The sequence below is a fragment of the Nonlabens sp. YIK11 genome (assembly GCF_001413925.1).
In the GTDB taxonomy this organism is placed as follows: domain Bacteria; phylum Bacteroidota; class Bacteroidia; order Flavobacteriales; family Flavobacteriaceae; genus Nonlabens.
This window is the reverse complement of the sequence record NZ_LBMJ01000001.1, coordinates 1,630,548-1,650,646: the sequence shown is the minus strand read 5'-3', so window position 1 is coordinate 1,650,646 and position 20,099 is coordinate 1,630,548. Positions and strand designations below refer to the sequence as shown.

The 20,099-nt window shown below is 42.4% G+C and carries 22 protein-coding genes; 9 read left to right on the top strand and 13 right to left on the bottom strand.

Annotation, left to right across the window (positions count from 1 at the left end; genetic code table 11):
* Positions 1-32 precede the first annotated feature (32 nt).
* Entirely contained in the window at positions 33-536 is a 504-nt protein-coding gene (locus tag AAU57_RS07475) for a hypothetical protein (protein WP_156340044.1), read from the bottom strand.
* A gap of 89 nt (positions 537-625) precedes the next feature.
* Between AAU57_RS07475 and AAU57_RS07470 the strand changes: the two genes are divergently transcribed.
* Positions 626-1,357: an SIMPL domain-containing protein gene (locus tag AAU57_RS07470; RefSeq protein ID WP_055412311.1), complete on the top strand. Its 732-nt coding sequence runs from the start codon at positions 626-628 to the stop codon at positions 1,355-1,357.
* A gap of 18 nt (positions 1,358-1,375) precedes the next feature.
* On the opposite strand, the gene AAU57_RS07465 is transcribed toward AAU57_RS07470, so the two are convergent.
* Positions 1,376-2,986 (bottom strand): SulP family inorganic anion transporter, encoded by a 1,611-nt coding sequence (locus AAU57_RS07465; protein ID WP_055412310.1) that lies wholly within the window; start codon positions 2,984-2,986, stop codon positions 1,376-1,378.
* 127 nt (positions 2,987-3,113) lie between these two features.
* On the opposite strand from AAU57_RS07465, the gene AAU57_RS07460 reads away from it, so the two are divergent.
* The gene (locus AAU57_RS07460) at positions 3,114-3,632 is read left to right on the top strand and encodes a GNAT family N-acetyltransferase (RefSeq protein ID WP_055412309.1); all 519 of its coding nucleotides are present in this window, start codon (positions 3,114-3,116) and stop codon (positions 3,630-3,632) included.
* 107 nt (positions 3,633-3,739) lie between these two features.
* On the opposite strand, the gene AAU57_RS07455 is transcribed toward AAU57_RS07460, so the two are convergent.
* The 9 genes from AAU57_RS07455 to AAU57_RS07415 form a co-directional block, all read right to left on the bottom strand.
* Positions 3,740-5,017 (bottom strand): DEAD/DEAH box helicase, encoded by a 1,278-nt coding sequence (locus AAU57_RS07455; protein ID WP_055412308.1) that lies wholly within the window; start codon positions 5,015-5,017, stop codon positions 3,740-3,742.
* Between the two features lie 64 nt (positions 5,018-5,081).
* Entirely contained in the window at positions 5,082-5,498 is a 417-nt protein-coding gene (locus AAU57_RS07450; protein WP_055412307.1) for a hypothetical protein, read from the bottom strand.
* 168 nt (positions 5,499-5,666) lie between these two features.
* Complete coding sequence (locus tag AAU57_RS07445) at positions 5,667-6,473, bottom strand: TPM domain-containing protein (protein WP_055412306.1); 807 nt, start codon at positions 6,471-6,473, stop codon at positions 5,667-5,669.
* Positions 6,470-6,910, bottom strand: a complete 441-nt coding sequence (locus tag AAU57_RS07440) for a TPM domain-containing protein (protein ID WP_055412305.1) — start codon at positions 6,908-6,910, stop codon at positions 6,470-6,472. Before AAU57_RS07440 ends, AAU57_RS07445 begins: the two co-directional genes overlap by 4 nt.
* A gap of 1 nt (position 6,911) precedes the next feature.
* Positions 6,912-7,538: a LemA family protein gene (locus AAU57_RS07435; RefSeq protein ID WP_055412304.1), complete on the bottom strand. Its 627-nt coding sequence runs from the start codon at positions 7,536-7,538 to the stop codon at positions 6,912-6,914.
* 72 nt (positions 7,539-7,610) lie between these two features.
* The gene (locus AAU57_RS07430; RefSeq protein WP_055412303.1) at positions 7,611-8,465 is read right to left on the bottom strand and encodes an ABC transporter substrate-binding protein; all 855 of its coding nucleotides are present in this window, start codon (positions 8,463-8,465) and stop codon (positions 7,611-7,613) included.
* The gene (locus tag AAU57_RS07425; protein WP_055412302.1) at positions 8,466-8,621 is read right to left on the bottom strand and encodes a hypothetical protein; all 156 of its coding nucleotides are present in this window, start codon (positions 8,619-8,621) and stop codon (positions 8,466-8,468) included. It lies immediately after the preceding gene.
* Between the two features lie 135 nt (positions 8,622-8,756).
* Positions 8,757-10,919, bottom strand: a complete 2,163-nt coding sequence (locus tag AAU57_RS07420) for a M56 family metallopeptidase (protein ID WP_055412301.1) — start codon at positions 10,917-10,919, stop codon at positions 8,757-8,759.
* 2 nt (positions 10,920-10,921) lie between these two features.
* On the bottom strand, positions 10,922-11,281 hold the full coding sequence (locus AAU57_RS07415; protein ID WP_055412300.1) for a BlaI/MecI/CopY family transcriptional regulator: 360 nt from the start codon (positions 11,279-11,281) through the stop codon (positions 10,922-10,924).
* Between the two features lie 239 nt (positions 11,282-11,520).
* Between AAU57_RS07415 and AAU57_RS07410 the strand changes: the two genes are divergently transcribed.
* Positions 11,521-12,000 carry a hypothetical protein gene (locus tag AAU57_RS07410; protein WP_055412299.1) on the top strand — a complete coding sequence of 160 codons (480 nt, stop codon included), beginning with the start codon at positions 11,521-11,523 and terminating at the stop codon, positions 11,998-12,000.
* On the top strand, positions 11,990-12,196 hold the full coding sequence (locus AAU57_RS07405) for a helix-turn-helix transcriptional regulator (protein ID WP_055412298.1): 207 nt from the start codon (positions 11,990-11,992) through the stop codon (positions 12,194-12,196). The genes AAU57_RS07410 and AAU57_RS07405 overlap by 11 nt, the downstream gene beginning before the upstream one ends.
* 48 nt (positions 12,197-12,244) lie before the next feature.
* On the opposite strand, the gene AAU57_RS07400 is transcribed toward AAU57_RS07405, so the two are convergent.
* Together AAU57_RS07400 and AAU57_RS07395 are read right to left on the bottom strand one after the other, a co-directional pair.
* Positions 12,245-13,864, bottom strand: a complete 1,620-nt coding sequence (locus AAU57_RS07400) for a hypothetical protein (RefSeq protein ID WP_055412297.1) — start codon at positions 13,862-13,864, stop codon at positions 12,245-12,247.
* A 78-nt stretch (positions 13,865-13,942) separates the two neighbouring features.
* On the bottom strand, positions 13,943-15,148 hold the full coding sequence (locus AAU57_RS07395; protein WP_055412296.1) for a hypothetical protein: 1,206 nt from the start codon (positions 15,146-15,148) through the stop codon (positions 13,943-13,945).
* Positions 15,149-15,269: 121 nt separating this feature from the next.
* Between AAU57_RS07395 and thrS the strand changes: the two genes are divergently transcribed.
* The 5 genes from thrS (at position 15,270) to AAU57_RS07370 (ending at position 20,074) form a co-directional block, all read left to right on the top strand.
* On the top strand, positions 15,270-17,216 hold the full coding sequence (thrS, locus tag AAU57_RS07390) for a threonine--tRNA ligase (protein ID WP_055412295.1): 1,947 nt from the start codon (positions 15,270-15,272) through the stop codon (positions 17,214-17,216).
* 58 nt (positions 17,217-17,274) lie between these two features.
* The gene (infC, locus tag AAU57_RS07385) at positions 17,275-17,787 is read left to right on the top strand and encodes a translation initiation factor IF-3 (RefSeq protein ID WP_262491894.1); all 513 of its coding nucleotides are present in this window, start codon (positions 17,275-17,277) and stop codon (positions 17,785-17,787) included.
* A gap of 270 nt (positions 17,788-18,057) precedes the next feature.
* Positions 18,058-18,255, top strand: coding sequence for a 50S ribosomal protein L35 (gene rpmI / locus AAU57_RS07380; RefSeq protein WP_055412294.1), 198 nt, complete (start codon positions 18,058-18,060; stop codon positions 18,253-18,255).
* Positions 18,256-18,358: 103 nt separating this feature from the next.
* Positions 18,359-18,703 carry a 50S ribosomal protein L20 gene (rplT, locus tag AAU57_RS07375; protein ID WP_055412293.1) on the top strand — a complete coding sequence of 115 codons (345 nt, stop codon included), beginning with the start codon at positions 18,359-18,361 and terminating at the stop codon, positions 18,701-18,703.
* Between the two features lie 168 nt (positions 18,704-18,871).
* Positions 18,872-20,074, top strand: a complete 1,203-nt coding sequence (locus AAU57_RS07370; protein WP_055412292.1) for an acyloxyacyl hydrolase — start codon at positions 18,872-18,874, stop codon at positions 20,072-20,074.
* Positions 20,075-20,099 lie beyond the last annotated feature (25 nt).

Sequence of the window (20,099 nt, the reverse complement as noted above, 5' to 3'; positions counted from 1 at the left end):
TATCATTAACGCAGTTATCCTACCTTCTAGTATTATTGAGCAATAGAGTCTGCAAAAACTTCTACCGAATGTATTTTTTCATAAACCGTTGGCTCAGGCTCTGCTTCTGGATGTGGTTCTACTACGTTGCCTTTGTAGATGGTCAATTTGCCGTTTTCTTCTAGACCGTAGTAGTTATTTCCAGTACCTGCGTAATAGCTACGGATGTAGAAAAGCGCACCTGCGGGCATTTCTAGTGCCACCGCTTTTTCCTCGTCGATCATGATTCCTCCTACATCCATTCCTATTTTCAGTGAATCACGAGAGGTTGATGGGTACAAGTACAACGCATATTTTGTAGGACTGGTAAGATCTGTATCACTGTTGCTTGCCTCAAAGGTTTTAAAGTCAAAATCGGTTTGACTCAAATCAACTGGTGTAGGTTTTTGAGCCGTAACTTCAACCTCATCACTGGCTGGATTTTCTATCCTATCTGTCTGGTTTTTACAACTCGAGGCAAGAAGGATGATAATCAAAAAGTACAAGGTATTTTTCATGGATAAACTTTTTACAACGGCAAGGTAACCAAAGCCTAACATTATATTTTTCAAAATTATACTACATTTAACCTTATAACTTGTTCCTCATGAAAAATGCTTTAAGTGCCATCATCTTCGGAGTGGCCATTGTCCTGTCTGCTATCTTTTTAGGAAATGCCTTTATGAATCGCAATCAAAAACAGGGAACCATTGAGGTTACCGGACTAGGTAGTCAGGATTTTGTGTCTGATTTGATTGTTTGGGAAGGAAGGTTCACGGCGAGCAGTCCAGTTTTGAGCGATGCCTATGAGCAAATTGCCAGCAATAAACAAACGATTGAGACCTACCTCAAAGGGAAAGGTATCGATCCATCCATAATGGTATTTAGCTCTGTAAATACTTCTAAAAACACCACGCCTATTTATGGAGCCAATGGTAATTATCAAGGTGAAACCTTCAATGGATATGAACTCTCCCAAACCATAGAAGTGCAATCCAATGAAGTAGAAAAAATTGAGAAAATATCTCGCGAGGTAACCGAGTTGCTCAATCAAGGAGTGCAGTTTTACTCACAGTCGCCTAGATATTACTACACCAAATTATCTGATCTCAAAATCGAGATGATCTCTAAAGCAACTGAAGACGCCAGAATACGTGCCGAGCAGATTGCTGCCAATTCTGGTGGCGGTTTGGGCGATTTGATATCTGCAGATATGGGCGTATTTCAAATTACCGGTCAAAACAGCGCCGAGGATTATTCTTGGGGTGGCACCTATAACACCAGCAGCAAAGAAAAAACAGCATCAATTACTATGAAGCTGGTCTATGAGGCAGAATAGCCGCTCTCAAATTATTCTTTAAACCTCAGCATCCAGAAGATCCGTTGCAATATGATAGCGTGGATCTTCAATACTGGTTTCGATCACTGTTTCAAATTCTGGATTGCGCTTGATCAATAACGCTTGACACTCTGGACTCAAATGCGTGAGCTTGATTTGCTTGCCCAGATCCAGATATTTGTTCCCAACAGATCGCAAAGCCTCTACTCCACTATGGTCTTGCACTCTGGATTCCATAAAGTCGATCTCAATCTTATCCGGATCATTTTTAGGGTCAAATTTTGAATTGAAGGCTGTTACAGATCCAAAAAACAGCGGTCCCCAAATTTCATACACCTTGGTTCCATCTGGCTTAAGGCTTTTTCTAGCTCTAATTCTTTTGGCACTATTCCATGCAAATACCAGCGCACTCATAATCACACCAGTCACAACCGCAATCGCTAGATCTTGCCATACGGTAATCGCACTTACAGTGATCAAAACAATTAAATCTGCCAGCGGTATTTTATTAATAATCCTAAAGCTGGACCATGCAAAGGTTCCTATGACGACCATAAACATCACACCCACGAGAGCTGCGATAGGAATTTGCTCTATTACCGGCGCACCGAACAAAATGAAAATCAACAATGCAATTGCTGCAACCACTCCAGAAAGTCTACCTCTTCCACCTGAATTGACATTGATGATGGATTGACCTATCATGGCGCAACCGCCCATACCACCGAAAAGTCCGTTGACAAGATTACCAGCTCCTTGAGCCACACATTCACGATTCCCGCTACCACGAGTTTCAGTAAGGTCATCAACTAGATTCAAAGTCATCAAAGATTCAATCAGACCTACCGCAGCCAATGTCACGGCGGTACCTAGAATAAGTGACCAATTGCCTTGAAGAGTATCCAGCAATGTAAAGATCTGGAATTGAAATTCAGGTAAGGAACCTTGCATACCATCGCCGCCACCATCTCTGATAAAAGAGCCTACCGTAGCCACATCTAGATTGCCAAATATGGTGATCCCAGCAACGACAGCGATAGCTACCAATGCTGCTGGTAATGCTTTGGTGACTTTAGGCAAAAAGTACATGATTGCCATGGTAAGTCCCACAAGCGCCAGCAAAATATACAAAGACGCACCTGTCATCCATTCCTTAGCATCTCCAGTTCCTGTCTTGAAAAAATCCAATTGTGCCAAAAAGATAACGATGGCCAGACCGTTCACAAATCCCATCATCACAGGATGCGGAATCAATCTTACAAATTTGCCCAATCGCAAAAAACCAGCTGCCATCTGTATCACACCTACTAGCAGCAATGTGATAAACAACCACTGCAATCCTAGATTTTCATAAGGCGTGTCCATTGCCAGACCTACTTCATTACCAGTCTTGATCAACAGCACCATAACGATCGCGGTGGCACCCGTAGCACCAGAAATCATTCCAGGTCTACCGCCAAAAAGCGCCGTAATCAATCCCATCATAAAAGCTCCATACAATCCCACCATAGGATCGACACCAGCTACAAAGGCAAAAGCGACCGCTTCTGGCACCAGTGCTAGGGCCACAGTAAGCCCAGAAAGAATATCATTTTTGGGATTGCCTATAAAGTTGTTGAATAGCTTCATGGAATAAATTTTAAATGTAATTTTTAAGGGCGCAAAGATAGTGGATTGTAATGGGTTTGGGATTTAGGATGCCATCACTGCTCAACCACGCTAGTTGAACGCGCTACCAAAATAACAAGAGCCAAAAATGCAGGACCACCACTTTATTTATACAACTCCCAAAGCTTCGCAAATTACCGATGCGATAAGTTTATTGAAGAAGGCTGCACAACGGCTTCAATCCCAAAATATCAAGCAATGGAGTTACTGGCTCGATCCACCAGCCGAACGATTGGAATGGCTACAAGAAGGATTCGAAAAGGGTCAGTTTACCTTTGTGTATAAGGATGAAAAACTCATCGCTACGTATCGCTTGATGGATGTGGACCTCAAGTATTGGGGCAAGAAAGAAGAAAGCGCCTACTATATTCATTCCTTGGTCGTTGACCCAGATTTTAAGGGACAGAAAATCGGATCGCACCTCATCCATCGCATATTTCAAAAAGCCCTCATAGCCAAAAAACAATTCCTGAGATTGGATTGCGATGCAACTAACGACGGCCTTTGCCAGTATTATGAGAGGTTGGGATTTGAAAAAGTAGGACAGGTACAAATGGAACTGTCCCTAAATGCACTTTTTGAACGACCCGTTTTAAATAAGAAATAGGCTCTTGATGAGTTCGCTTTCGCGAAAGCGAAATATCTACCAACATTAACTTTCAACCATAAAAAAAGCGACTCTTAAGTCGCTTTTAGTTTATTCTAGAAGATCCATTAAGAATTGGAGCTGCGGCTTCTATTCTTATTGCGATTCCCAGTAGATTTAGGTTTGCCGCCAGATGGTCTTGAATTGCGACCACCGCCGCGACCACGATTGCCTCCTTGTTTTTTCAAACTAGGTTCTGCCGCGTCTTCCATTTTAAATTCAAATGGATGATCGTCTACCACAGGTATTTTTGTCTGGATCAATTTTTCAATGTCCTTCAAAAAAGGTCGTTCTTCCAGCATACAAAAACTAGCTGCCATACCACTAGCTCCAGCTCTACCTGTACGACCTATACGGTGCACATAAGATTCTGAAACGTTAGGCAAGTCATAGTTGATCACATATGCAAGCTCGTCGATGTCGATACCGCGAGCGGCAATATCTGTCGCCACAAGCGCCTGTAATTTTCCATCTTTAAAATCACCTAGCGCACGCTGGCGCGCCACTTGTGATTTGTTACCGTGAATGGCGGCACTTTTGATCCCTGCTTTTTCAAGGTCTTTAACGATCTTGTTAGCACCATGCTTTGTTCTGGAAAAAACAAGCGTGGAATCATTCATGTCAGTTTCAAGAAGGTGGACCAATAGGTTAGTCTTATTTTTCTTGTTGACGTGATAGATGCGTTGTTCTACTTTTTCGGCAGTGGTTTTTTCTGGCTCGATGGTCACGCGCTCAAAATCTCCCAAAATTTGTCGGGAAAGTTCCACGATCGCCTTAGGCATGGTCGCGCTAAAAAACAGCGATTGACGTTGTTTAGGTAATAATTTTAGTAGTTTCTTGATGTCATGGATAAAACCCATGTCCAGCATTTGATCAGCTTCATCGAGTACGAAATACTCAATATCTGCCAGGGAAATATACTTTTGGCTTATTAGATCTAACAACCTTCCAGGTGTTGCGACGAGTACATCGACACCTTGATGTAGTGCGTAGACTTGTTTGGTTTGTTTGACACCACCATAAATGACGGTGTTTTTGATGTTGGTGTATTTCGCGTAAGCGGTAAAATTCTCATCAATCTGTATCGCAAGTTCTCTGGTAGGTGTCACCACCAATGATCTGATCTTGCGCTTCTTTCTAGGTCCTTCACCTTCCAGCAATTGCTGTAGGATAGGAATGGAAAAGGCAGCTGTCTTACCGGTACCGGTCTGTGCGACGCCTAGTAGGTCCTTGCCTTTTAATAAGATGGGAATGGATTGTGCTTGAATAGGTGTTGGATTCTCATATCCTTGGTCCTGTAAAGCTTTCAGGATGGACTCGTCGAGCCCCAATTCTTTAAATGTCATGTAATGTATTAAGCTGCAAAGGTACGCTTATTCAAAAAGCATTAGCTATCTATTGGCGTAACTATTATCTCACGCTTAAGGTGTAATCCCGTGAGGTCGAGTCTTCACAAAGCGTATCGCCGTCTTCCAAGATGCCTCCATCATCGTCTGTGAAGAAAATGGGTTCTACCGTTAGAAATACACGTATTCTGTAATCGCCACGCTCTGATGGGTTGCCAAATATGAAAAGTCTACGTCCTTCCTGTTCGTAATCCATACCTCTAGGTAAACCAGTTACCGTAAAGTAGTAGAAATAACTGTCATCACGAGGATCGTTATTCACTTGAGCTCTCAAACTATGTTCATAATACTGACCTGCCACTGCGGTATTGAAAATTGAACTGGGCAGTTCGGGTCTGGTAGGAATGATACAATCGGTTAGAGGATCACAAGAAATGAAACTTAAACTAAGGACGATAAAAAGCAAGTATAGTTTTCTCATGATCTGGATTTTTTAAATCCCAATCAATGAAAGTGCCAAATTTTATAAAAGCCTTTGATCCAAACACTTGTACGGGCTTCAAAGATGTACGAAAAGGTAAGCCAAGTAGAAAAACTTTAAATGCAGCTATACGAATTTTTAAAAACGAAATGGAGAATTGAGATCAACCTACCATCCACCACTAGCGCCGCCGCCACCAAAGCCGCCGCCGCCAAAGCCACCACCGAAACCGCCGCCGCCGCCAAAGCCGCCGCTGGAACCACCGCCAAAACTGCCACCACCGCCAAAACCACCGCGACCCAAACTGCTGAGTACAATAATGTCTAGTAAAGAAGCGCCAGATCTGCGGCCGCCGTTATTACCATCGTTGTTTCGGTTTTTGATACTCATGATAATGACTAGAATGATAAAGCCCAAGACGATGATCGCTTGAACCGGCACACCAGAACTTTTTGAGAAATCCCGAGTTTCGGTAAACTCGCCGTTTAGCGCAGCGAAAATAGCATCAGCGGCTTTGTCTAGCCCTGCGTAGTAATCGCCTCTTTTAAACTCTGGGATGATAACACGATTGATGATGCGCTCTGACATCAAATCGGTTAACCGGTATTCGATGCCGTAGCCTGTAGCGATATCAACGCGTCTATCATCTCGAGCCAGCAGAATTAGAATACCGTTATCTTCACCTGCCTGACCTATGCCCCATTGCTGGCCCCATTCTGCAGACACCATTGAAATATCTTGACCATCTGTACTACCTATGATCGCCACCACGATTTGTGTACTCGTGCTATCTGCATAACGCAACAGTTTGCTGGTCAATGCAGCTTTCTGACTAGAGTCCAGCAAATCCACATAATCGTAAACTGCCGTTTGTTTTGATTCACTGCTGGGCTTTTCAGGAATTTCAAACTGCGCATATGCAGTGCTGGAAAGCAGCAGAAAACAGGCAAATATGTAGAAGAAGTGCTGTTTCAACTGGTAGATATCTGGTCTGGAAGTTCATTGACGTCGTCCTTGTGCCATGGGAAATAAGCGGCCAATTTCTCTCCTACGAGTTCGATTCCCGTAACCAGGCCTTTTTTGAATTCGCTTTCGCGAAAGCGAGCCTCCATACCATCTTTTATGGAATTCCAAAAATTACCTGGAACCACGTTGTTGATCCCACTATCGCCTAAAACGGCAAATTTGCGATCGTCCACGGCCAAGTAAAATAGGATGCCATTAGCATCCTTAGTGTTGTCCATTTTGAGTAGATGAAACAATTCCTGGGCGCGCGTGTAGGCATTGCCGGCACAAGTGCGCTCCAGATGGACGCGTATCTCGCCACTGGTGCGCAGTTCTGCCTTGCGTATCGCCTCTACGACTTCTTCCTCGTCGTTTGCGCTTAGAAATGCTTCTACCTTGCTCGCCATGTTAATTATTGAAAAGATCTCCTACTTTAGGGGCGTTCTGTGCGCCTTCATCTGCCTTAAAATAAGGAGATTCATCAAAGCCTAAAAAGGATGCCAATATAGATCCTGGGAATTTCTTGATTTGCAAATTGTAGACCTGTACGGTATCGTTGTAACGGTTGCGTTCTACATTGATGCGGTTTTCAGTACGCTCCAACTCGTTGATCAATTCCTTGAAGTTCTCGTTAGCCTTGAGGTTAGGATAGTTCTCATAGGTCGCCAATAATCGGCCTAAACCACTGGAAACGGCACCTTGCGCCTCGCTAAATGCCTGAATTTGCTCTGCGGTAAGGTTGGAGGCATCGACATTAACGCTGGTCGCTTTGGCTCGAGCCTCAATAACACCAGTTAGCGTTTCCTGTTCAAACTCTGCATATTGTTTTGCGGTCGCGACAATATTGGGAATAAGGTCAGACCTGCGTTGATAGCTACTCTCAACATTCGCCCATTGGGATTGTACCGCTTCGCTTTTTGCAACTGCTGTGTTGTTCCATGTTATGCCGTAGATGGCTAATATGATAATGACCGCAAGTGCACCGATTCCTGCTAGAGCACCGCAGCCTAGTCCTGCTATTTTAGCGTTGTTCATTACTTCAAATTTTAGTTACTGATTGGTATTAAATTGAATCCGAAAGTTACAATGAATAGATTAGAAAAACACTTAGTTCTCGTTCAACTCACTTCTTAACTTCTGGAAATAGGCAGGTGAATGTAGCAGCCTGCTGCCGTACCATGAAAATGGTTCACCGTCCACGATGAGGATGCGTGGTTGTGGTAGGTTCGCTTTGGTGGTTCGACCTCGCTCACCATAAACTTCTGCATCGCTGCGCTCTTTGAAAGCGGTATCAAATTCAGCTTTGTCGTTCTCACTAAAATTATAGGGCTCTGAAGAGAGCAAGATCACTTCTGGTCGTTGTTTGACGATCTGATCCATTTCCAATTGCGGATATCGAGTGTGTGTTCCCATGACATTTTCAAATCCTGCGAGGCGCATCATGTCATGGATAAAAGTGTCGCGACCTACCGTCATGTATGGCTTTTTCCAAACAAGATATAAGGCCGATTTTGTTTCTAGTTCATCGCTGAATTGCTGGAAGCTGACTTGAATCTTCTCAATGATATCTCTTGCTTTTTCTGTGCTGGCAGTCAAATGACCTATGTGCTGGATCATTTCTAAAGCGTCCTCTAAGGTGGAAACGTCTGAAACGTATATAGGACAAATGGAAGAACAGATCTCCACCATTTCCATCGTGTTCTCTTCTTTATTACAAATGATTAGATCTGGTTGTAGGTCTATTAGGCGCTTCTTGACAACCTTTTTGGTGCCACCCACAACCCTCTTTTCTTTTAAAGCTTTTTCTGGATGCACGCAAAATCTGGTAATACCAACAATTTTATCCTCAAGACCTAAGTCAAATAGCAATTCGGTTTGCGAGGGAACGAGAGAAATAATGCGTTGTGGTGCTGCTGGTAGTTGCACCGGCCTATGGCATTGATCTTTAAGAAAAATGCTCACCTAATCCAATGCATTTTTAGTGACCCACATTTTGTAACCAATAAGCGCCATCTGTAATTTTGAGGCTTTGGCGAGGTCAAAATCTTCATCCTTGCTATAACTGGGCAGGACGGCTTTATTGATTTTGGCCAGCATTTTAAAAATGGATTTTTTCATAACCTTAAAAGTACTTAATTCCCTCAAGGCAAACTGCTAACAAAAACAAAAGAGGACACGATCGCTATGGAATCGTGTCCTCTAAGTATTATTTGAAGCCAACTGTTACTTTTAAAGGATAGTTGGCCATAAGTTTTAATTCTCTTTGTCGTTTTTTGTCGTTTTGGTCTTCTTTTGAGTGACAATGATGATGGCACCATCCTTTGCGTCTGCACCGTACAGAGCGGTGGCTTCATCAGACTTTAATATTGAAAATGATTCGATTTTGTTAGAATCTAGAGCATACATCTGCTCCTGTTTTGCCACCACTCCATCGATCACGATATATGGAATGGCACGTGTGCTTTTAATAGCGCTTAACTTGACGTCCTCTGCAGATTTAAGGGTGACCACAATAACACCATTTTCTGATCCTTCACCATAAACCGCAGTTGCAGCTTTATCTTTTAACACATCTACGGCCTTGATGGACTGTGGATCGATTTCATTCATTTTTGAATAAGGAACTCGCTTACCATCAACAATTAAAATAGGATCTGTTCCAGTAGATCGTATGATGGGTTTCCCTCTTTGAGCTTTAGGCACATCATAAATCACAATATTGTCCATGTCATTCCCTAAGGTATCTGTGTTAAAGAATTGTGTTTTCATGCTGGATTTTACACTATCCTTATTCATCCTAAGTATCTGGAATCTAGCTTGTCGCATAACATCATGAAGAGAATCCAGATTCATGCGACGCATTTCCCTTTGTGCTTTTTTCAGGTCAGCTTCCATTTGTTTGATATCAATATCTTCCATCCGTACCTGTAGATCCTTGTAGCTGGCTCTCATGGCACGGTGAAAGGAATCTATGTCTATCTTTTTAAGATCCTTCATCATTGACATCAAAGAATCGGTATCAAATTTGAGACTCTGGGAAAAATATAAGGAATCTGGACTGTAGATATAAGTTGCTGGATCATTTTCCGAGATTAAAACGTTTCCTTTTGCAGTCCATCTAGTCTTCTCACAGCTGCCCATGCTCCATTTTTTACTATTACCATCAATGATACCAGTGATACAGATAGGATTGATAGGTTCATCACCATTATAGTTTTGCGAACCCTTAAAGCCACGGTTATCATCAAGCTCGATCTTGATCCTGGTAATTTTTCCATCTTGATACTTTAGATTTTTATAAGTGAAATCTACATTGTGGTCTGATTTTAATCGCTTTTTGAATGTTTCAAGACTTTGCTCTGTCGTCGTGGCGACGATTTTGAATTCAATCGTTTCAGTAGCGACGCTTGTTGCATTTTGCTCGCCGTTTTTATCGTCATTCTCCTTAATAACATCCTGCGCCGCACTCGTGACAGAAGTATTTGCAGAACTAGTTGCAACATTCTGAGCTTGTTCTTTTTTGAAATTGGACTTGACATATTCCGTTTTAGTCACCGTGTTGAAACTGTATAAGAACAGTGCCATAACAGGCAGGATCAACGCATATTTGTAAGCGTTCCAGGTTTTTGAAGTTTCTTTTTGTAGCATTTGAATTCGTTTTTTGATAAAAGGTGTGAAAAAATTATTGGCAAGTGCCGGCTGCATATGGCTGGCCGCACTGGATAGTAGGGTGCGTTCATAACTTATACCGGTGGTGTTTTCTACTTTGGCAGTGGCATCTGCGATGAACTCTAGGTTTTCACCTATTTGACGTTTGAGCCACCACGCTAGCGGATTCAACCAAAACACGGCGCAGTACAAATGGGACAGTAACAAATCCACACTGTGCCATTCTCTCGCGTGAACCTGCTCGTGTTTCAGGATCAGGTCATGATCCTGTTGTTGCTCATCGCCTACCGTAAAGCAGATGTACTTGAAAAAGCTGAATGGAGTCACCTTTCGCGAAAGCGAAATTCTTACATATCCATCTTCCAACCGACGCTTCCCAGAGATGATCAATTTCCTCAAGGACAATAGCTCCACACCCATTTTGCCTATAAAAAAGAGGCTTACAGCCGCATACAGCATAAGCAGTAATTGGGAAGTGTTGATCAATGGCTCGACTGGCGGTTCCTGCTGTAGCAGCGTCATGGCGGTCACCATATCTGCAGCGCTGTAGGTCACTTCAGGCTGCTCCACATAAACCGTTTGCGTGATCTCGATTAATGGAAAGGTGATGCTGGCCACCATTCCAAATAGCAAAAAGAACCGGTTTGCTTTAAAGAATGTTAATCTGCGCAGCAATAGATGATAGGTGATCACAAAAATACTCAGTACACCAGCGCTTTTCCATAAGTAGTCAAATGCTTCTTCCATGGCTAGTCCTTTTTAGATTCAATCATTTCCAGGATCTCGCGCAACTCCTTGGCACTAATTTTTTCTTCCTTGGCAAAAAAAGAAACCATGTTCTTGTACGAGTTATTAAAATAACTGGTCATGGCGTTATTCACATATTTGTTGCGGTAGCTTTCCTTATCGACGATGGGAAAATATTGATGCGTCTTACCAAAGGCATTATAACCCACAAATCCCTTTTCTTCCAGCTTGCGCACTACGGTCGATATGGTGTTGTAGTGATTGGAGCCATCCAGCTGCGGCACAATCTCTTTAACAAAGGCCTTTTCCAGCTGCCATAGCACCTGCATCACCTCTTCTTCCTTTTGGGTCAGTTTTTCCATGTGTTGTGTTGTTTGGGCGTTCCCATCCCGATAAAAATCGGGATGGTCGGGCTTTCGGCGCTACGCGGTAGCTTGCCTCAATCCCTAACGCATTTCAAACATATAACTATTATTTTAGTTAACAAACTATTTTTATAGTTATTCAACTAAAAACGTCGTTTTATTAAAAATAGTATTACTTACTTTACTTTTTGTAAAGTTTACTTTACTTTTACCGTAGCATTTAATATTTAGAAATCATGAAAAGTAGCATCCTTTTTCCGCATCGGTTTAAAATTCCTGCCTTTATTATTTTCATTCCCAGCTTACTGGCAATGATAGGTATCATGTTCTTTGACCTAGACACCTCTGGATTGGCTTTAGAGCTAGAACTACCCGTCATAACCGAATCTCCTTTTATGGGTGACCGTCGCTATTTTGTCTGGGTAAAGCGTGATGTGTTGGATCTGATTCTACTATCTGTTCTCATCATTAGCGGTATTTTATTCGCCTTTTCAAAAGAACCCATTGAAGACGAGATGATCGCCTCCATACGCAAGGACTCCTTGATCTGGGCAGTGTACCTGAATTATGGTATGTTGCTAGTAAGCATATTTGCCTTTGCAGGACTTGACCTATTCGTCATATTGGCACTTAATATCTTAAGCCTGCTCATATTTTTCATGCTGCGCTTTCAATGGCAAAAACGAATTCTTAAAGATTCCCTAGATGCAGAATAACCTAAAAGTATGGCGAGCAAAATATTCCTATACACAACAAGATCTCGCCGATAAGATTCAAGTAAGCCGACAAACGATTAACGCTATGGAAAAAGGGAAATATGTTCCATCTACCGTTCTAGCTTTAAAGATTGCAAACGTTTTTGACACAACAGTATTGGATGTGTTCTCGTTAGAAACTTCAGACTGGACCTAAAAAAAGCACGCCTTACAGCGTGCTTTTTTATTTCCAGATTTATATCAACTATAATTTGTTTCCTTCAAGATCTACCAATTCACCAGCACCATTTTTAAGCGTGATGATGTTATTCTTTAAATTGAATTGGTAACGCAATCCACTGATGCTTACGGTTCCACTTACCGGGCGGTCGTCCACTTCCATGGGCAATACCAGTACCGTACGTTCCATGGCATCATAAACTAACGTACGTGATTTGTAAACCTCATAGGTGTATTGTTGTGCGTTGATAAAGACATAGCCTTGGCTTTTTACATCTGTCTTCTTCACTTTGCGTGCCTCTCGATCCTGTAGCTTCTTAAGTTCTGCAATAGTAGCTTTCATGCTAGCATCATCATCCTGTTCGACAGCCTTTTTCTCTTTAGCCTTCAAAGCAGCAAGAGCAGCATCATCAACTTTTTTCTTATTTCTAACGACTAGGTCGTTTTCCATTTCCATTTGTGCGGCTTCATTTGCGCTTTGAGCCAAGTCGCTTTTCTCTACCATTTTTTCTTTGATCGCAGGAGATTCTGGTGCTACAGGAGTTTTTTGAACCATCAATTCCTTTTGAGCCTGCGTAGCAGCTTGCTGATTTTCGAGTGCTTCCTTTTTTGCCAGTTCTTCTCGTTCTAAAGCCACCTTTTGAGCCTCAAGTTGTTCCTGCTGTTTTTTTAGGGCTTCGGCTTCTTTCTGTTCTTGAGCTTTTTGGGCCGCAAGTTGTACCTCTTTTGCTTTTTGAGCGGCAGCTTCCTTTTCTGCTTGAACCGCTGCGGCTTTTTCTTGAGCTGCTTTTTCTAGTTTACCTTTTGCTTGTTCTGCTTCAAGCTCCTTTTGAGCCTGCGCTGCAGCTTGCTGATTTGCGATTGCTTCTTTCTTTGCCAGTTCTTCACGTTCCAAAGCTGCCTTTTGAGCCTTGAGTTGTTCCTGCTGTAATTTTAGAGCTTCGGCTTCTTTAAGAGGTTGAGCTCTTTGAGCAGCAAGTTGTTCTTCCTTTACTTTTTGAGCAGCAGCTTCCTTTTCTGCTTGAAGGGCTGCGGCCTTTTCTTGAGCTGCGGCCTCTACTTCTTGGGCTGCGCGTTTTCTTTCAGCCTCTAGTGCTGCTTTTTCCTGTGCAGTGATTTCTTGAGGACCGCTTTGATCCACTTGGGACTCTTCCAACTTATCAGGATCTGTAACGGTCGTTGATTTGATACTATACGTTGAGGTAGTTTGCGATTTAGTGACTGGTTTAGGCACCTCTGGAGCAGCATTGTTGGTTGCAAGTGCTTTAGTGTTCCCACTTGCGGCACCTGCGTAGCTTATGCGCTTCGTTGATTTCTCAATGCGCAAAACTTGTGGTGTTATACCTGATGCATCGATACTCTTGATCGTTTGGGACGAACCGACTGCCGGCGCAAATTCCAATTCAATTGCCGTCAATCCTACACGGCCCAATTCATAATCCTTGAATTTTGTAGTGATGCCATAAGCATCTTTGATCATGTTGATCTTTTTAAAAAGCGAGGTGCGATCATCCTTTGAGGTGATACTAATCTCGTGGATATCGTTTTGTGAAGTGGTGGTTGTGGATTGCGCTTTCGCGAAAGCGATACCCAGCAAAAAAAGTATGGCTCTCAAGTAATGCGATTTCCCTACAAATGCATTCATGATTAGTGGTTTTATAATTCAAAAATACTCTTTATTCCGAAAGCTGGTATCATGATCAAATAATATCAGTATCGTTTTCTAAAACTTATTCAAGGTATCCAGTGGCTCTCCATTTTGATTGACCAGATCACCATCCTCATTCTTGATGTACAACACATTACCAGAATAATTATAAGTAAAGGATTCTCCTTGAATCTTGAGTGTGCCGCTCATAGGCGTTTGCTTTAATTCTTGATTAATGGTAAACAAGAAGTTTCCCTGGTTGCCATACACGATGGAATAACCGTCATAGACTTTATAGAGACATTGCTCTAATGCAAAAATCAAATAACCTTGGGATTTAAAGTTGCTACCGTCATCTTCTCCCAGCATAGCTTTTCGGTAGGCCTTGAGACTTTCTGCAGTTTCTGATTTGAGACCTTGCTCTTCAATAACTTCCTGCTGCTTTTTGATGAGTTCTTCATAACGCGCCTGTTGGGCCAGCGCTTGGGCGAGCATTTCTTCCTGTTTGAGTAAGGTTTCTTGCAGTCGTTGCTGTTGGGCCTGCAGGCTGTCTCTTTTTGCCTCGGCCCGTTCATTGTTATAGGCTAGCGTCTGTCGCTCGCGACGGGAACGGTTGACCTCAATCTGCAATTCCTGAAGCTCTTTTTTGCGCAGCGCTTTTTCCGTTTTGATGGAATCCGCATCGGTCGATAGGGTCTCTTTAATCTGTTCCAGTTGCTCATTTTGCGACTTGACCCGATCCATTTGTTGTTCCTGTCTAGCAGACTGGCGCTCGATGCTAGCAAGCGTTGCAACGGCTCTCAAACTATCCAGTTGCTGGGTGCGCGTGATATTTGAAGGAACAAAAGTTTCTGATTTTGCCAGAATCTTTGACGGTTGTTGTAGTGTATTTGCAATCTCGGGTTGTACTATAGGTTCGTTACAGAGAGAAAGTCGATCCACACTGCCATCACCTACCACCATGCAAATGGGATCGATCCCATTTTCATTATTGGCGACGTATTCTATCCAGTCTTCATTGACCGGCTTGACCGCGATGCCCAATTCCTTGACGTGATTTTCATTGCGCTGGTAAGCAAATAACTTTACCTCTAACTTGTGGTCTGTTTTCAATTCATCAATGATACCAAACAGCTCTTCCCTACTGGAGTCCTTGGTGATGGAGTAAGATTTTTTTGAGATGTTTGTGGGGCTTGTTTGTGAGTTCGCTTTCGCGAAAGCGAAAACCATCAAAACACTTATGTATGCGCAAGGGTTTTGAAGTTTTACAAACATTTTCATTGTGAGTGATTTAAGTCTTTCAATAATACGAAAATATCGTTCTATTTGGAACTTTAGTTTACCTCATGGACGTTGCCAATCGTTTGAAAGGTTTTAACTTTGCCGCTCATATTTTGTAGTTATGATTAAGATTACCCTGCCAGATGGCAGCATCAAAGAGTTTGAAAGCGGCACCACACCTATGGATGTCGCCATGAGCATATCCCATGGCCTGGCACGCAACGTGATTAGTGCCAGTTTTAACGGTGAAAAGGTCGAGACCAAAACGCCTCTAGAAACAGATGGCCACCTTGTCTTGTACACTTTCAATGACAAAGAAGGTAAAGAGGCCTTCTGGCACTCTTCTTCCCACATCATGGCACAGGCCGTTGAAGAATTGTTTCCTGAAGCCAAATTAACGATAGGACCAGCCATTGAAAATGGTTTCTATTACGACATTGATTTTGCCGGTCGTTCCATCACTGAAGCTGACATTCCTGCCATTGAGAAAAAAGCGATAGAGATTGCTCGCGGCAAGCATGAATTCACCATGCGCAGCGTCTCAAAAGCAGATGCCCTGAACAAATACAAGGAAGAAAACAATCCCTTTAAAGTCGAGCTGATCCAAAACTTGACCGATGGAGAGATCACTTTTTGCGATCACGACACCTTTACCGACTTATGTCGCGGTGGACACATTCCAAACACCGGAATTGTCAAAGCCTTTAAAATTATGAGTATCGCCGGTGCATACTGGCGTGGTGACGAGAACAACCCGCAACTTACCAGGCTGTACGGTATCTCTTTCCCTAAACAAAAAGACCTCACCGAGTATCTAGAGTTACTGGAACAGGCAAAACAACGCGACCACAGAAAGCTGGGCAAGGAATTACAGCTATTTACCTTTTCACAGCGTGTAGGCCAAGGTTTGCCGTTATGGTTGCCTAAAGGTGCTGCGCTTAGAGAGCGCCTGGAAAACTTTTTGAAAGCTGCCCAGAAAAAAGCAGGTTATGAAATGGTCATGACTCCGCACATAGGTTCTAAAGAATTATATGTCACCAGCGGTCACTATGAGAAATATGGTGCCGACTCTTTCCAGCCTATCCATACACCGGCTGAAGATGAAGAGTTCCTATTGAAACCCATGAACTGCCCACATCACTGTGAGATTTACAAAAGCATCCAGTGGTCCTACAGGGATTTACCAAAACGCTTTGCAGAATTTGGTACGGTGTACCGATATGAGCAAAGTGGTGAATTACATGGATTGACCCGTGTGCGTGGCTTTACACAAGATGATGCACACATTTTCTGTACTCCAGATCAATTGGATAAGGAGTTTATGGATGTGATTGATTTGGTGCTTTATGTTTTCGGGTCTTTAGGATTTGAAAATTTCACCGCACAGGTAAGCATCCGAGATCCCAAAAAGCCAGAGAAATACATTGGAGATCTAGACAACTGGGAAAAAGCAGAAAATGCGATTCTTAGAGCTGCGCAGGCTAAAGGATTGGACTATGTGGTTGAAGAAGGTGAAGCTGCATTCTATGGCCCTAAACTGGACTTTATGGTTAAGGATGCCTTGGGTCGTAGCTGGCAGTTAGGAACCATTCAAGTGGACTACAATCTGCCAGAACGCTTTGATCTATGGTACAAAGGTGCTGACAATGAGTCACACAGACCTGTCATGATCCACAGAGCACCATTTGGGAGTATGGAGCGATTTATCGCCATACTATTGGAACACACTGGCGGTAATTTTCCTTTATGGTTGATGCCTGAGCAGTGTACCGTGCTGTCTTTGAGTGAGAAATATGAAAATTATGCAAAAAAGGTAGCGGAAACACTAGAAATTAACGAAATTCGTACCACAGTAGATAATCGAGCCGAGACAATGGGCAAGAAAATCCGCGAGGCAGAAATGGCCAAATTACCCTATATGTTAATAGTAGGTGAGCAAGAAGAAAAGGATGGCACTATTTCTGTACGTAAACATGGTGGAGACGATTTAGGAACAATGACAGCACAACAGTTTGCAGATTTGATTCAAAAAGAAGTCGCCAGCAGTATCAAAACATTTGAAGTTTAATTAAAATTATTTAGCCATAGCAATAAGAAGACGCAGAAGCCGCGGACCAGCGCGGATTATCAAAGAAGACAAGCACGCGATCAATGAAAAAATACGTGCACGCAAACTACGACTGGTAGGAGAAGGTGTCGAACCCCAAATTATCGACACTCGAGATGCCCTAGCAAAAGCTCAGGAAATGGAAATGGATCTTGTAGAGATCTCTCCTAATGCTGATCCACCAGTGGCAAAGATCATGGACTACAAAAAGTTTGTCTATGAACAAAAGAAGCGCGAGAAAGCCATGAAGGCAAACGCTTCTAAAGTGGTCATTAAGGAAATCCGTTTCGGTCCTAACACAGATGATCATGATTATGAGTTTAAAAAGAATCATGCCGAGAAATTTCTTAAGGAAGGTGCCAAATTAAAAGCGTACGTATTCTTTAAAGGTCGTTCTATCATTTACAAGGATCAAGGAGAGATACTTTTATTGAGACTCGCCCAAGATCTAGAAGAATTGGGTAAAGTGGAACAGATGCCTAAAATGGAAGGTAAGCGTATGAACATGTTCTTAGCTCCTAAGAAGAAATAAAAACGTTTTTCTAGTGTATAGATCACTAGGCTGAGAGAAAATAGAGAAAAGACTGTTCCAGTTTGGTACAGTCTTTTTATTTTCATGACAAATATCTCTGGATATGGCAATTTTGTTGCGTGATCATTGAGCTAAATAGAAATAAAACAATACTTTTGCAGTCCTTAAAATTGACGGGGTTCTTAAAGCTAATTCGAGCGGTAGTTGAGAATAGCGTTTTGAAAATCACAATTTCAATTTTAAGGATGCGAGAATTTAAAAAAGGAACTTATGCCTAAGATGAAAACAAAATCCAGTGCCAAAAAGCGTTTCAAGCTTACCGGTACAGGAAAGATCAAAAGAAAACACGCTTTTAAAAGTCACATCCTGACTAAAAAGAGCAAGAAACGTAAACTAGCCTTGACGCACGATACCCTTGTGCACAAGTCTGACGAAGACAATATCAAGTTACAATTGCGTCTTAAGTAAGACCGTACTGTAAACCTTGATGGTTTATTAATTCATTTACAAACCCAGTTTCTAGGCTTACAAGAATTCATTTTTGAATCGCCTGTTACTAAAAAATTAAATTATGCCAAGAGCAACAAACAGAGTGGCCTCAAGAGCCCGCAGAAAAAAAGTCCTCAAGCAGGCAAAAGGTTATTTTGGACGTCGTAAAAACGTATGGACAGTAGCCAAAAACGCAGTAGAGAAAGCCATGTCTTACTCCTACCGCGATAGAAGAAACAAGAAAAGAACCTTCCGTAGATTATGGATCACGCGTATCAACGCTGGTGCAAGAATGCACGGAATGAGCTACTCACAGTTTATGGGAGCTGTTAAAAAGAACAACATCGAGTTGAATCGTAAAGTTCTTGCTGACCTAGCAATGAATCACCCAGAAGCTTTTGCAGCTGTAGTCAATCAAGTAAAATAAAGGTGTAACCACCTCTCGCATTTAAGGAAGATCCCGATCAGCAATGGTCGGGATTTTTTTATACCTTTTAATGAGTTCGCTTTCGCGAAAGCGAACAACTATCCAAGCATGGTGCTATTTTCAATCTATGGTTTTAAAAGTTATTTTTGATCACTGGAAATAAACTCATTGAAAAACACAGTTTTATTACTATGGCTTTTAATAGCTAGCCTATGTTGCGCACAGCAGTCCAGTGAGGACTATCCATTCTTGTCCAAAACTTACGTGCAGTTCAATCTGGGCATGATCTTCAACGACTTTAATGAAGAGCAGCTTCAAGATGGTTTTACGTATGACGGTACCAATCCCAACCGATTTTCTGGCAGGATCTTGTTGGGTTATGAATTTGCTCCAGATTGGGCCATTCAATATGGTGTACTGCGGCCTGCCAGCTGGTTTGAGTATGAAAAGGTCAACGGTACCAACCTAAGTAAAACGGTATGGACCAATGTATGGTCATTGACTGCCAAAAAGGATTTTCATTTAAACGATCGCTGGGGCGTTTTTATAGAGGCTGGACCTGCTACTGTTGCTCGCAAGGGTTTTACTCTAGGAACAGAAACTGGAGTTGAAGATTACAGGTACCTTTCTATTCTAGCGGCTGCAGGCATCACCTACAAATTATCAGATCAATGGGAACTGCTTGCCCACGCAGTCCATATCCCAAAGGATCAACAAAACCAGCCGTCGATTCAAAATTATAGCATAGGCGTGCAGTACAATCTCAACGAATTGGCACCAAAAACTAATGGTGAGAATGCTGGTGATCGTCCATTTTTTCCAACGCATACCTTTCAGCTAGGTTATGGGAATGATTTTATTGGTTATGCTCCTAATAAGATTTTCTCCATGAATGCTAGAATTGGTGGTACCGAGAGTTTGGGAATTCCCATATTTTGGTATGGAGATGCCAAGGCGTCCAACACTGTACTGGCCAATTACACCAAAACCGTTTATAAATCCAACAAATTTTTCAGCCTAGGCTATGGAGCCAGCATCACCGCGTTTGAGAACAGCATTGACAAAAAATGGACCGGTGCGCTATCTATCTATCCGCATATCAACTTCTTTTTTTGGCGCAGAGAAGGATTTGATGCTTATGCAACCTATAGCGTCATAGGACCTACTTTTATTACCAGAGAAGATATTGACGGCGTGGAAACAGGACCTAAAGTCACCTACCAGGATTTTATAGCTGCCGGTGCTTACTTTGGTGCAGACCGCAAGTGGAATGCAGAGCTCAAAATCATTCACTATTCTAACGGTAATATTTTTCCGCGCAACGATGGTGTGGCTGTACCTATTGTTTTTCAGCTGGGTTATCAGTGGTAGAAAGCTAGCTTAAATATCAAAGCCC